Raw genomic sequence first — 12,820 nt, 5'->3', positions numbered from 1 at the left:
GCAGCGGCCGGGTGGGACATCACCCGCCTGTACTTGTGAAGGGGCCTTATTCCTTGAGGCTGCGCAGCATGGGCGGGTGGAGCAGCTCGGCGGGCCCGCGGCGGTAGAGCTTCGCGGGCCGCCCGCCGTCGCGGGTCGTGGTGGCGCCGGTCTCGACCAGGAACCCCTCGGCCTTGGTGACCTTGCGGTGGAAGTTGCGCGGGTCGAGGCTGCGGCCCCAGACGATCTCGTAGACCCGCCGCAGGTCGGCGACCGTGAACTCGGGCGGGCAGAACGCCGCGCCGAGCGAGGTGTACTCCAGCTTGCCGCGCGCCCGCTCGACGCCGTCGAGCATGATGCGCCGGTGGTCGAAGGCCATCACGGCGAGCGAGCCGACCGGCTGCCAGCTCATGTGCGCCTTCTCCGAGGCCGGCAGGTCGGGGGCGAGGCCGAGGTAGGCGACGCTGAGCACGCGCTGGCGCGGGTCGCGGTCGGGGTAGCCGTAGGTCTGGAGCTGCTCCAGGTGAACGGGCGCGCCCGGCAGACCGGCCCGCTCGGCGAGGATGCGGGCGGCGGCGGCCGGCAGGTCCTCGTCGAGCTGGATGAAGCCGCCGGGCAGCGACCAGCGGCGCAGGAACGGCGGGTTGTCGCGGCGCCAGACGAGCACGCTGAGAGCCTGGTTGCGCACGGTGAGCACGACCAGGTCGACGCTGACCGGGATGCTCGGGACCATGCCCGGCACGTTACACGCGTCCTGTGGAGGCGGCGAACCGTGCGGCCCTGCTGACGACGCCGGTTGACGACGCCGGTTGACGATGCCGGGTGACGACGCCGGGTGACGACGCTAGGTGACGATGCGGACGTGCAGCGGCTCGGTCGTGCTCTGCCCCGAGGGGAGCTTCACCCCGATGCGCACCCATTCGCCGGCGGGCACCTTGGTCCAGTCGAACGGCACCCACGCCGCCTGCATGCCCTCCGGCAGCTCCTCCTCGATCGGGTCGGTGTCGAGCCAGCCGACGCTCGCGATGTTCATCTCCTCGGTGCCGCCCGACCACTGGACGGTGACGGTGCCGAGGTCGAGGTGGTAGCCGCGGACCTCAACGCCGTCCTGGACGTCGCGGGGCCGCCTGATGGCGTCCACGGCGATCGGGCGCTGCCAGTCCTTGACGATCTCCTCCTCGACCGACGGGCTGCCGCACGTCATGAAGTCGCTCCACATGTAGGAGACGATCTTCTGGACGTACCGGCCGGCCATGGTGACCGCCTGGTCGAGGCGCTCCTTGTCGGTCTTGCCGCGGGTGCCCGTGGGGGCGCAGGGCCTGTCGCCCGACGGCTCGAAGACCTCCACGTTGGCCCAGAGCTGCACGTGGTAGCCGGAGTCCATCATCTCCTCGCGGGCCTCCGACATGGCGCGGTAGTAGTCGCGGGTGGAGCCGTGGTAGGCCGTCTCGTACGTCGACTCGCCCACCACCGGCCGCAGCCGCTCGTCCACCTCGTCGCCGCGCTCGTCGGGCCAGAACAGGCCGACCTTGCCGGTGCCCCGGCTGTCCTGCGGCGCGATGATGCCGACCCCCGTGCGCACCAGCGCCTTGAAGCCCTCGGCCACCTGCTGCGGCGTCTGCCCGAACGCGACCCGCTTGCGGGCGTCGAGGTAGGGGCTGATGAGGATCGGCTTGCCCGACAGCTCCTGCTGTACGATGCGGTGCTGGTCGGAGTAGACCTCCAGCGTCGGGTTGTCGGCCAGCGTGGCCGACATCTGCACCTCGAACGGCTGGTAGACGCCGCCCAGCGACTCGCGGTCGGCGAAGCGGGCGCCGTAGTCCTGCACGATGCGCCTGGTCAGCGTGGTGAGCGTGCCGAGGTGCCGCTTCTCGGCCCTGATCGGCGTCTTGTGGTCGCGCGGGGCCAGCGGCAGCGCGGGGAAGATCCGCATGCCGAACTGGTCGCCCAGGTCGAGCAGTTCCTTCAGGCTGTCGCGGGGCGAGCCGGCCACCAGGATCATGTCGTACGACTGCGCCTTGCTGCTGAAGTCGCAGGTGGCGTCGTCGGAGCCGTCGGCCTGGGTGATGAGCCGGTAGTAGACCCGCTTGCCGACCTCGATGGCGTGCTCCATCTCGGGGCAGCGGTAGAGGTCGGGTCCGAACGCCTCGTCGGTGCGGTAGACGTACATGCGGCCGATGCGGTTGCCGGGGTTGGCCTGCTTCAGGTCGCGCTCGGCGGCGTCGTGGCAGCTCAGGCCGTCCTCGACGCACGGCTTGTAGAGCGAGTCGATCGTGCCGTCCTTGGCACGCACCTGCCCTGAGGCGGTGACCGTGCGGAACTGCAGGCCGTAGCCGATCCTGATGATCGTGTCGCCGCCGACGCGGTGGATCTCCTGGAGCTGCTTGCGCCAGGTGCACGGGTTCGACTTGGGGGTGATCCAGTAGCCGGTCACCGCGTAGGGGGCGATCTCGCCGGTGTCGAACGTTCCACAGGGGTCGGTGAACTCGCTCACCTTCGGCGTCGGCAGCGTGGCCGACCGCTTGGGCGCCGGTGACGTCGCGGCCGTCGGCTCGGAGTCGCCGGGGCGCAGCACGATGACGACGGCGGCGATCACGGCCAGGACGGCTACGCCCACGACCAGTAAGAGCCAGCGCACGTTCAGGAACCTACCCGCCCTTGTCGATGACAGCTGTGAGTTACGGCTTGACCCCGGCCCAGGACTCAAGCTGTGACACGAACCGCTTGGCGGAGTTGGGCCAGTGGTGGTTGGCGCGGGCCGCCGCGTAGCCGCGCGCTCCCTGCGCCCGCCGCTCGCGTACGTCGTCCCGCAGCGTGAGCACGGCCTGCGCGACCGCCTTCGGGTCCTCCCACGGCACCACGACGCCGCTGTCGTACCGCTCGACCAGCTCGACCGCGCGCGGCGAAGGCGTGGTGATGACGGGGATGCCGTGCGCCATGTACTCGATGATCTTCGTCGGCATCGAGTGCCGGTAGTTGGGCTCGTCGTGCAGCAGCGACAGGCCGGCCAGCGCGCCGTCGAGCCGCTTGAGCGCCTCGTCGTTGGGCATGAAGTCGCGCCACTCCAGCAGGCCGTCGGTGACGGCCTGGTTGAGCAGCGGGCGGCTCTGCGGGTCCGCGTACCCGATGAGCTCCACCACCACCCGGTACGGCTGCAGCAGCTTGGCCACCTCGATCGCCTCAAGCACGCCGCGGGCCCGTGACAGCCACCCGAGGTAGACCACCCGGTCGTCGCCTGGCGGCGTCACCGAGTCGGGCACCCACGTCTCGTTGGGCACGATGAGGTGGGCGTGCTTGAAGCGGCCCGCGTACGCGGTCTCGGCCAGCAGCAGGTGCATGTGCCGCTCGGCGGTGCCCTCCAGCATGCGGGCGAGGAAGCGCACGGGCGGGCGCAGCGGCGCGGGCAGCCACGGCTTCAGCGAGAGCGTGGCCGGGGTGTCCTCGTGGACGTCCCACACGATCGGCGGCCTGTTGCGCAGGCCCCAGACGGCGAACAGCAGCTCGGGGTCGTGGATGAGGACGAGGTCGACCTTGTCGCGCATCTTCTTGAACAGCCGGCGCGCGGCCAGCACGGCCGCCACCCGCTTGCGCTGGGCGGCCCTCGGCAGGTCGACGCCGTTCACCCAGGGTCGCGGGACGACTCCGTGCGCGGTGTACGAGGCGGCGTACGTGACCTCATGACCGGCATCCACAAGGGCACGGATCTGCCGATGCAGAATTCTCGCGTCCTCGGGGTTATGCACCACCGTCATGACGAGCACGTGCACTGCGCGCAGCCCTCCGTCGCTACAGCCGCTCGACGCGTTCACCCTCGGCGAGCACGCCTCGGGTGTCCAGCACGAGCTTGGCCTTCGCCTCGACCATGTCGAGGTCGAACGCGGCGTGCTGCTGCAGCAGCAGCGTCACGTCCGCGTTGGTCACGGCCTCCGCCAGATCCTCCTCGCGCGGCACCGCGGTGCCGTCTACCGACCACTCCTTGACGTAGGGGTCCGCGAACGAGAGGTCGGCGCCCAGTTCCAGCAGCGCACGCGCCACGGGGAGGGCCGGGGTCTCGCGTTCGTCGGCGATGTCCGGTTTGTAGGTGACGCCGAGCAGGACGACCTTGGCGCCGTTCACGGCCTTCTTGTGCCGGTTCAGCAGGCGCTGTACGCGGGCGACCACGTACGAGGGCATCCGTTCGTTGATCTCCTGCGCGAGCTCGACGAACCTGAAGGGGTAGCCCAGCTTGCGCACGGTGTACGACAGGTAGGACGGGTCGACCGGGATGCAGTGGCCGCCCACGCCGGGCCCCGGCAGGAACTTGTGGAAGCCGAACGGCTTGGTGCCGGCGGCCTCGATGGCCTCCCACAGGTCGATGCCCAGCTCGTCGCAGAAGATCGCCATCTCGTTGACGAGGGCGATGTTGACGTGCCGGTAGGTGTTCTCGAGCAGCTTGGCCATCTCGGCCTCGCGGGTGCCGCTGACCGGCACGATCCGCTCGATGAACCGCCCGTAGAACGCGGTGGCCCGGTCGCGGCAGGTCGGCGTGAAGCCGCCGACGACCTTGGGCGTGTTGCGCAGGCCGAACTTGGCGTTGCCCGGGTCGATGCGCTCGGGCGAGAAGGCGAGGTGGAAGTCCTCGCCCGCGATCAGCCCCGAGGCTTCGAGCAGCGGCCTGGCCACCTCGTCGGTGGTGCCGGGCCAGGTGGTGGACTCCAGCACGACGAGCGTGTCCCTGCTGAGGTTGCGGGCGACGGCCTTGGTGGCGCCCTCCACGGCCGACAGGTCGGGCCGGTGGTCCTCGTCGAGCGGGGTGGGCACGCAGATGACGATCGTGTTGCTTCTGGCCAGCACGGTCTCGTCGAGCGTGGCGCTGAACCCTCGGGACAGCATGTGCTCGAGGTCGGCGTCGGTCAGGTCGTCGATGTAGGAGCGCCCGGCGTTGAGCGCGTCGACCTTGACGGGGTCGACGTCCAGGCCGACGACTCGCAGACCGGCGGCCACCGCCTCCTTGGCGAGCGGCATGCCGACGTAGCCCAGGCCGATGACAGCCAAGTCTATTTCTGTCACAGCTGTGCCTTAGAGAGCCGGAAACAACACTTCATGGTGGCAAAGGTTATCTCAAGTCCACCTAGCTCACGCCTAATGCGAGCGAACCAGTCACAAGAGACAGGCATCTGAACGGTCATCGATCGGCAAGGGAACGGTATAGAGCTTGATAAGTCTCGGCAACGCGGCTCCAGGTCCGCTTCGCCGCGACCTCCGCCCGGCCCGCCTCGCCCATCTCGGCGCGCTTGGCGGGATCGTCCCTGAGCCCGCCGATCGCCTTGGCCAGCGCTTCCGGATCGCCTGCGGGCACGAGCTTCCCGGCCCCGTCGGAGCCGACCAGCTCCGACAGCGCGGGAAGGTCGCTCAGCACGACCGGCTTGCCGAGCGCCATCGCCTCGACGGGTTTCAATGGCGTAACAAGTCGGCACACCCGCAGGTCCTCACGCGGGCAGGCGAAGATGTCGATCGCGTCCTGGGCCTGCAGGGCCTCGTCGGGCCCCACCCGGCCGGGCAGGATGGCGTCCTTGAGGCCCAGCTCCTCTACCAGCGCGAGCAGGTTCTCGCGCTCGGTGCCGTCGCCGACGATGAGCACGCGTACGGGAGAGCCGCCGTCGCGCAGCAGCGCCGCCGCCTTGAGGAGTGTGGCAAATCCCTCATAAGCCACGATGCTCGACACCGAGCCGACGACGATCTCGCCTTCCTCGATGCCGTACGCGCGACGGAAGGCGGCCCCGTCGTAGTGGGCGGTCAGCAGCGAATCGTCCACGGCGTTGGGCGCGAGGTGGATCTTGTCCCTCGGCACGCCGCGCTCGACGATCTCCGCGGCCATCGTCTCGGCCAGCGTGACGACCGCGTCGGCCTCGCGCATGAGGAACGCCTCACGCTCGCGCTGGAGCACGTGACGCTGGCTGCCGATCCTGATCGGGTCGCGGGAGGCCCACGTCTCCTCGAGGAAGCCGCGGACCTCGTAGACGAACGGCGTGCCCGTGCGGTCGCGCACGGCGTGGGCGATCGAGCCGTTGCGGTGGTCGGTGGCGGCGTGCAGGAGCTGCGGGCGCAGCTCGGTGACGAGCTTGGTGACGCGGTCGGCGCCCCTGATGATGCGGCCCTGCGTCTCGAACGGCATCTCGCCGTGGGGCTCGGGCAGCAGCCGGTGGTAGGGGATGCCGTCGATCTCGTCGTACGGCGCCGCGTCGGCGTGCCCCTGCAGCATCGGCCAGCCCCAGCTCGTGACCACGTGCGGGTCGATGCCCGCGACCTTCTGGGCGCTGACGATGCGGTGGGTGCGCACGGTGTAGCCGGCCTGCGTGTACGGCAGCGCGTTCGTGACGACGTGCAGGACCCGGTTCTGGACCCGCTCCAGGATGGCCACCTTGGGCGCGGGCGGGATGGGGTCGGGGCTGATCGCGGCCAGTTCGCCCCGGTAATAGGCGGCCCTGCGCTTGACGAACGGGTATTTGGTGTGGGCCTCCAGGACGGCGGCGGCCTCGCTGACCCGCCCGGCGTCCCAGTGGAGCTTGGCCTCGTTCCACGGGCCCTTGACCACGCGCATGCCGAACTTGCGCACCATGCGGCGGGCCCGGCGGGCGGCCGGCCAGGCGACGCTGCCCACGACGGGGCGCAGCCGGGGCGGGAGCGTGTCGGCGGCGGCCTGGGCCACGCGGACCGGGTCGGACTTGACCTTCGTCCACACCACGCGGGAAACGATGACCGGGTGGTTGACGAAACCCTTGAGAAGCCCACCGACGCCGGCACGGGCGGACTTCGCGGAGACCCGGTCGGAGGTACGGGAGGAGTCTTGACGACTGGCGTCGGATGCCACGGTGGGACCGTACCATAGGCAGCGTTTTTTCCCTTCCGCTATGAAAGGCGAGGTCAATGAGGGAGAACCCCCTGGTCCTGCACGTTTTGGGTGCTCGTCCCAATTTCGTGAAAGCGGCCCCGGTGGTGCGGGCACTCGGCGAGCTCGGCGTGCGGCAGGGCATCATCCACACCGGTCAGCACTACGACGCGCTGATGTCGGACGTCTTCTTCGCCGACCTCGGACTGCCCGAGCCGGTGGCCAATCTCGGCGTCGGCTCCGGCAGCCACGCCAAGCAGACGGCCGCGCTGCTCGTGGGCCTGGAGGAGGTCGTGCAGGAGCACGATCCCGACCTGGTCGTGGTCTACGGCGACGTGAACTCGACGCTGGCCGCCATCCTGGTCTGCGCCAAGCTGGGCGTACGTACCGCGCACGTCGAGGCGGGGCTGCGCTCGTACGACAGGGGCATGCCTGAAGAGGTCAACAGGGTCGTCACCGACGCCCTGGCCGACCTGCTGTTCGCGACCTCGCCCGAGGCGCTGGCGTACCTCGCGTCCGAGGGGATCCCGGCCGACAAGGTGCACCTGGTCGGCAACCCGATGATCGACAGCCTGTTCTCCGCGCTGCCGTCGCTCGACCCGGCCCCGATCGTGGCCAGGCTCGGCCTGCCCGAGCGCTACGCGGTGGCCACCCTGCACCGCCCGGCCAACGTGGACACCGCCGAGGCGGCCAAGGAGCTGGTGGACGCGGTGGTTGAGGTGTCGCGGCAGGTCCCGGTCGTGGTGCCGGTGCATCCGCGCGGCAAGGCGCGGCTGGCCGACGCGGGCCTCGTGGACGGCGAGTCCGTCAAGGTCATCGACCCTCTTGGGTATGTGGACTTCCTCTCACTCGTCCGCGGCGCCGCGCTCGTCGTCACCGACTCGGGCGGCGTGCAGGAGGAGACGACCATGCTGGGCGTCCCGTGCCTGACGGTCCGGCCCAACACCGAGCGGCCGATCACGGTCACGCACGGCACGAACCGCCTGGTCACGCCCGCGCTGCTGCCGGTCGCGGCGGAGAAGGCGCTGGCCGACGGCGCCGCCACGCCGGCTGGTGAGCTGCCGGTGCTGTGGGACGGCAAGGCGGGGCCGCGCATCGCGACGGTGATCGCGGCGTGGTTGAAGGGGGACAACCTGGCTCCCGCATCTCACGGCAAACGCCCCGAATAGCGGCCATACCCCCCGTAGTATGAATCACCTCCGCTGAGCGATAGGCGTACCACCATGGCCGAAACCCCCGAACAGCCCGCTTTCCAACGGCTCGGGCCCGTCAACTGGCTGCCCGAGGAGCGCAAGCTCATCGAGCGCTACGAGGCCGAGGTCAAGGAGCTGCGCAGGCGGCTGGAGATCGCCGAGGCGAAGGCCGCGTACGCGTCGTGGAAGCTGGAGGCGACCCAGGCCAAGCGCACGTTCAAGCTGGGTGAGGCCCTGGGGTCGAAGAAGCCGGCGAAGATCGTCGAGGCCGTGCGGTCCAGGGAGCGCGCGCCCAAGCCGCCGATGCCGGTGACCGAGGCCGTCGAGCTGGCGAACAACCGGCCGCCCGCGGTCGAGGTGCCGCCGGCGAAGTGGCCGAAGGGCCCGGTCAACCGGCCTGACCTGAAGGTCGCGGTGATCCTCGACGACTTCTCCAGGATGGCCTTCCGCTACGAGTGGGACCAGATCGAGTTCGGGCTCAAGGACTGGCCGGAGATCTTCGCCGATAAGCGGCCCGACCTGCTGTTCTGCGAGTCGGCCTGGCACGGCAACCAGGGCCGCTGGCGCTACCAGATGACCGGCACGAACGCCCCCAAGGAGCCGCTGCGCGACCTGGTCGCCTGGTGCCGGCAGGAGGGCATCCCGACGGTCTTCTGGAACAAGGAGGACCCGCCGAACTTCGACTTCTTCATCGACACGGCCAAGCTGTTCGACTACGTGTTCACCTGCGACGGCGACATGCTGCCGAAGTACCGCGAGGTCCTGGGCCACGACCGGGTCGACGTGCTGCAGTTCGCCGCCCAGCCGCGCGTGCACAACCCGATCCAGCAGAACAAGGGCCGCCTGCACGACGTGGTCTTCGCCGGGATGTACTTCCGCGATAAGCACCCCGAGCGCCGCGAGCAGATGGAGACCGTGCTCGACCCGGTCAGGGAGCTCGGCCTGCACATCTTCGCCCGCAACGGTGAGGTGGACGAGAAGTACGCCTGGCCGGAGAAGTACCGGCCGCACATCGTGGGCGAGCTGCCCTACGACCAGATGCTGGCCGCGTACCGGATGTACAAGGTCTTCCTCAACGTCAACTCCGTGCTCGACTCGCCCACCATGTGCGCGCGGCGGGTCTTCGAGCTGTCGGCCTGCGCCACGCCCGTCGTCTCCGGGTGGTCACGGGCCATCGAGGAGACGTTCGGCGACCTGATCCCCATCGCACGGGAGCCGGTAGAGTCGTACAACCAGGTGCTGCACCTGATCAACAGCCCCGAGCTGCGGGCCAGGATGGGGCACCTCGCGATGCGCGAGGTGTTCGACAAGCACCTGTTCTCCCACCGCGTGGACCAGATCCTGCAGAACCTCGGCCACCAGGTGGCGCCGCGCTCGCGCTCGATCACCGTCGTGCTGCCCACCAACCGGGCCGCGCAGATCGAGCACGCCATCTCCTCGGTGGCCAAGCAGCGGCACCGGCCGCTCCAGCTCGTCATGGTGCTGCACGGCCTGGACATCGACCCCGTCGTGGTGGCCGACAAGGCGCGGATGGCCGGCGTCACCGACGTCGTCGTGCTGCCCGCCGACGCCTCGCTGACCCTCGGCGCCTGCCTCAACCTGGGCATCGCCGCCGCCGAGGGCGAGCTGATCGCCAAGATGGACGACGACAACCTGTACGGCGAGCACTACCTGTCGGACCTGGTCAGGGCCTTCGACTACTCCGACGCCGAGCTTGCGGGCAAGGGCGCGCACTACGCGTACTTCGAGGGCTCCAACACGACCATGCTGCGGCTGCCCGGCCTTGAGCACCGCTATTCGTGGCTGGTGCAGGGCGGCTCGTTCCTCGGCAAGGCCGGCCTGTTCCGCTCGTATCCGTTCGCGGACATCACCAGGGGTGAGGACACCCATCTCGTACGCCGCCTCAAGGAGGACGGCGTCAAGATCTACTCGGCCGACCGGTTCAACTTCGTCTACTGGCGCAGCGCCGACACCAAGATGCACACCTGGCAGGCCGACCACATCAAGCTGACCAGGAACGCGCAGTTCTCTTTCGTCGGCCGCCCCGACGACCACGTGCTCATCTGAGATCTCCCGGCGCCCGCCGGGAGATCCACATGTGCGTTCTCAGCGGCTCGCTTTCGCGAGGTTCTGGTCGGCGAGGTTGGCGAGCTCGTACAGGCCCTTGGGCTTGACCTGCTGGCCGACCACGAGCATGGACATGATCGTGGTGCCGCGCCTGATCATCACCGAGCCGATCTGCGCGTTCTGCTTGCCGCCCGCCGCCGTCGTCAGGTAGGCCCGCGACTGGTCGCCCTTGGCGGGCATGTCGAGCGTGCGCGTCTTGTACGTGACCGGCGTGCCCCCGACGTCGGCCGTGTAGGAGGCGCACTTCTCGGGCAGCGCGGCGGGGAAGTCGGGCTTCGGCAGCGACACCACGGCCTGGCTGATCGAGCCGCGCTCGGCGGAGAAGGCGATCACCGCGGCGGGCGACTTGGCGACGTCGGTCCTGGCCGCGTCGAGCTGGGCCGCGCCCGCGCACTCGGGGTGCTGCAGCTTGGCCTGGCGGACCGCCTCCAGACCCTGCTGGGTGGACTTGAGCGAGCCGAACGCGCCGGTCTCAGGGCCGTACGCGACGCTCATGCCCTTGGGTACGGGCAGCAGCGCAGCGCGCAACCTGTCGGTCTCGGCCGCCGACGGCGCGGACGGCGCCGAGGCGGCCGGGGCCGCCGGCTTGTCCTCGGTGGCGGAACATCCGGCCAGGACGAGAGTGCCCAGAAATATGCCGGAAACTGCTTGACGCATGGGTTCTCCATTTCACTCCAGCGGCATTGTGGAAACGTTAGAGGACGCGACGACTGAGGGGCCGCACAACGTCGCTATTCGCGGTTATGGCGGCTTCGGGAGCGATTTACCGTTCGCCCGTCGCAGCGGGCTCTACCTCGGCGTATGTGCCGCAAAACGACATCAGCCGTATTGGTCTGGGCAAAATGTTCGCCGATGTCCTGCGCGTCTCTGTGCGGCTTTTCTCCTGCCTGTTGATGATCGCGGCATGAGCCTGACCCCGCGCGATCTCGGTATGGATGTGCCCATTTCCCGCCGCGACTTCTTCGACGGGATCGCCGTCTCCTGCGTGGCCGGCGCCACCACTCCGTCCACCACCGCATCCATCACCGGGCCCACCACCGCGTCCACCAGAACGGCCCTGGAGCCCGCGAGAGCGCCCGCCGCCCTCACTGTGCTCGGGGACACCGGTGAGGCGCTCAGCGTGCCGCACGCGCTGCGGGACGGGCGGTTCTGGGAGCACGCGGGCGCTCCGGTGCCGACCGGGGAGCGCTACGGGCTGGTCGTCGTCGGGGCGGGCCGCAGCGGGCTGAGCGCCGCCGCCGAGTGGTCGCGGCGGCGCCCGCACGACCGCGTGCTCGTCCTCGACAACCACCCCGAGGGCGGGGCAGGGCGGGAGCGGCTGCGCAGGGGCACCGCGTTCGACGCCGTGATGTGCGACAAGGAGAGCTTCGGCGCCGACACTCTCCTCACGCTCGGCTCCCCCGGCTGGATCGACCGGCTGCCCATCGCCGAGGAGGCGCGCGCGGACCTGCGCACCCTGTACGGCTCCCCGCCCGACTGGCTGCCGGGGCTGTCGCCCGAGGCCAAGGAGGAGCGGCTGGCGGAGCTGACGTACTCGGCGTTCCTGCGCGAGGTGTGCGGGGGGCACCCCGACGCGGAACGGTTCCTGCGGACCATGTCCGCGCCCGAGTGGGGCTACGACACCCGGGCGTTCGGCGCGATCGACGCCTGGGGGACCGGCTACCCGGGCTTCGCCGGGCTGGGGCTCGACCGGTCGCGGCCGTCCCGGTACAACTCGGCGACCGTACGCGCGGAGTGGCACGGGCAAGCCCCCGAGCCCGCCCCGCCCGTGGCGCGGCACGTGCGGTGGTCGAGCCCGGTCGTGTCCGTGCGCGACGGGGCAGGCGCGGCGACCGTCGGCTACTTCGACGGGCACCGGGTGCGCACGGTCGAGGCCGGGGCCGTCGTCCTGGCCTGCTGGAGCGCGGCCGTGCCGTACCTCGTGCCCGGCCTGCCCGAGGAGCGGCGGCGGGCGCTGAGCAGGGCCGTACGCGTGCCGCTGCTGCGGGCCGAGGTGCGGCTGAGCGACCCGGCGGCGTGGCGGCGGCTCGGCGTGCGCCGGGTGCGGTGGACCGGCGCGTACTGGTGCGCCGCCGAGTTCGCGGCGCCCGACCTGGTGCGGCTGCTGGCCACGCCGTGCCGGTCGGAGCTGGGGCCCGACGCGGGCTCGGCGGCCGGGCGGCGCGAGCTGTTCAGGACGCCGTACGAGGTGCTGGAGCACACCGTACGCGACCAGCTCACCCGGCTGCTCGGCCCGGCCGGCTTCGACCCGGGACGCGGCGTCGCGGCGATCACCGTGCACCGCTGGGGGCACGCGCTGGCGCCGCAGTACTGCCGCCCCTGGCACCCGTTCCACCCGGACGGCCCGTCACCCGCCGACGCGGCGCGCGGGCGCTTCGGCCGCATCGCCATCGCGGGATCGGACGCGGGCGACGACGCCGCCGTGCGCGCCGTCGAGGAACTGTCATGAAGACGCTGTGGCTGCGGATCTTCCTGACCGGTCTCGTGCTGTGGCTGGCGACCGTGGTGGTCACCGGCTGGACGGGCAACTCGAACCTGGTGCCGACGGTGGTGCTGTTCGGCAGCTTCCTGGTGCCGGTGACGTTCGTGGTGTGGGCGTACGGGCGGGGGCGCTCGCCGGTCGTCACCGTGGAGCTGCTGTTCCAGGCGTTCG

Annotated in this window: 9 protein-coding genes and 1 pseudogene; 4 read left to right on the top strand and 6 right to left on the bottom strand. The window is 70.4% G+C overall.

The annotated features are described in order from the left end of the window. Positions 1 to 46: 46 nt before the first annotated feature. The 5 genes from ABZW11_RS11405 to ABZW11_RS11385 all read right to left on the bottom strand — a co-directional run bounded on the left by ABZW11_RS11405 (position 47) and on the right by ABZW11_RS11385 (position 6,829). Positions 47 to 712, bottom strand: coding sequence for an NUDIX domain-containing protein (locus ABZW11_RS11405; RefSeq protein ID WP_355415210.1), 666 nt, complete (start codon positions 710 to 712; stop codon positions 47 to 49). A 111-nt stretch (positions 713 to 823) separates the two neighbouring features. Next, positions 824 to 2,617, bottom strand: coding sequence for a DUF4434 domain-containing protein (locus tag ABZW11_RS11400; RefSeq protein WP_355415208.1), 1,794 nt, complete (start codon positions 2,615 to 2,617; stop codon positions 824 to 826). 40 nt (positions 2,618 to 2,657) lie between these two features. Next, positions 2,658 to 3,746 carry a glycosyltransferase gene (locus ABZW11_RS11395; RefSeq protein WP_355415206.1) on the bottom strand — a complete coding sequence of 363 codons (1,089 nt, stop codon included), beginning with the start codon at positions 3,744 to 3,746 and terminating at the stop codon, positions 2,658 to 2,660. Between the two features lie 19 nt (positions 3,747 to 3,765). Then, positions 3,766 to 5,019, bottom strand: a complete 1,254-nt coding sequence (locus tag ABZW11_RS11390) for a nucleotide sugar dehydrogenase (protein WP_355415537.1) — start codon at positions 5,017 to 5,019, stop codon at positions 3,766 to 3,768. 124 nt (positions 5,020 to 5,143) lie between these two features. Next, positions 5,144 to 6,829: a glycosyltransferase family 4 protein gene (locus ABZW11_RS11385; RefSeq protein WP_355415204.1), complete on the bottom strand. Its 1,686-nt coding sequence runs from the start codon at positions 6,827 to 6,829 to the stop codon at positions 5,144 to 5,146. Between the two features lie 56 nt (positions 6,830 to 6,885). On the opposite strand from ABZW11_RS11385, the gene wecB reads away from it, so the two are divergent. Further along, positions 6,886 to 8,016 carry a UDP-N-acetylglucosamine 2-epimerase (non-hydrolyzing) gene (wecB, locus tag ABZW11_RS11380; protein ID WP_355415202.1) on the top strand — a complete coding sequence of 377 codons (1,131 nt, stop codon included), beginning with the start codon at positions 6,886 to 6,888 and terminating at the stop codon, positions 8,014 to 8,016. Between the two features lie 54 nt (positions 8,017 to 8,070). After that, the gene (locus ABZW11_RS11375; RefSeq protein WP_355415200.1) at positions 8,071 to 10,107 is read left to right on the top strand and encodes a glycosyltransferase; all 2,037 of its coding nucleotides are present in this window, start codon (positions 8,071 to 8,073) and stop codon (positions 10,105 to 10,107) included. A 39-nt stretch (positions 10,108 to 10,146) separates the two neighbouring features. Here the strand turns inward: ABZW11_RS11375 and ABZW11_RS11370 are convergent, their stop codons facing one another. Further along, the gene (locus tag ABZW11_RS11370) at positions 10,147 to 10,824 is read right to left on the bottom strand and encodes a hypothetical protein (protein ID WP_355415198.1); all 678 of its coding nucleotides are present in this window, start codon (positions 10,822 to 10,824) and stop codon (positions 10,147 to 10,149) included. A gap of 247 nt (positions 10,825 to 11,071) precedes the next feature. Between ABZW11_RS11370 and ABZW11_RS11365 the strand changes: the two genes are divergently transcribed. Both ABZW11_RS11365 and ABZW11_RS11360 read left to right on the top strand, forming a co-directional pair. Then, a complete protein-coding gene (locus ABZW11_RS11365; protein WP_355415196.1) occupies positions 11,072 to 12,616 on the top strand; it encodes a hypothetical protein in 1,545 nt (514 codons plus the stop codon). Beyond that, positions 12,613 to 12,820, top strand: a pseudogene (locus ABZW11_RS11360) (PrsW family intramembrane metalloprotease); the annotation flags it as partial. The gene ABZW11_RS11365 and the pseudogene ABZW11_RS11360, both read left to right, overlap by 4 nt.

This window comes from Nonomuraea sp. NPDC004580 (assembly GCF_040609855.1).
Taxonomy (GTDB): domain Bacteria; phylum Actinomycetota; class Actinomycetes; order Streptosporangiales; family Streptosporangiaceae; genus Nonomuraea; species Nonomuraea salmonea.
The sequence above is the reverse complement of the archived record's forward strand: the minus strand, read 5'-3'. Positions and strand labels throughout refer to the sequence as shown.

Bases quoted from the DNA above. Each gene is read 5' to 3' on its own strand.
- ABZW11_RS11405 (WP_355415210.1), bottom strand. From the start codon at position 712: ATGGTCCCGAGCATCCCGGTCAGCGTCGACCTGGTCGTGCTCACCGTG.
- wecB (WP_355415202.1), top strand. From the start codon at position 6,886: ATGAGGGAGAACCCCCTGGTCCTGCACGTTTTGGGTGCTCGTCCCAAT.
- ABZW11_RS11375 (WP_355415200.1), top strand. From the start codon at position 8,071: ATGGCCGAAACCCCCGAACAGCCCGCTTTCCAACGGCTCGGGCCCGTC.
- ABZW11_RS11370 (WP_355415198.1), bottom strand. From the start codon at position 10,824: ATGCGTCAAGCAGTTTCCGGCATATTTCTGGGCACTCTCGTCCTGGCC.
- ABZW11_RS11365 (WP_355415196.1), top strand. From the start codon at position 11,072: ATGAGCCTGACCCCGCGCGATCTCGGTATGGATGTGCCCATTTCCCGC.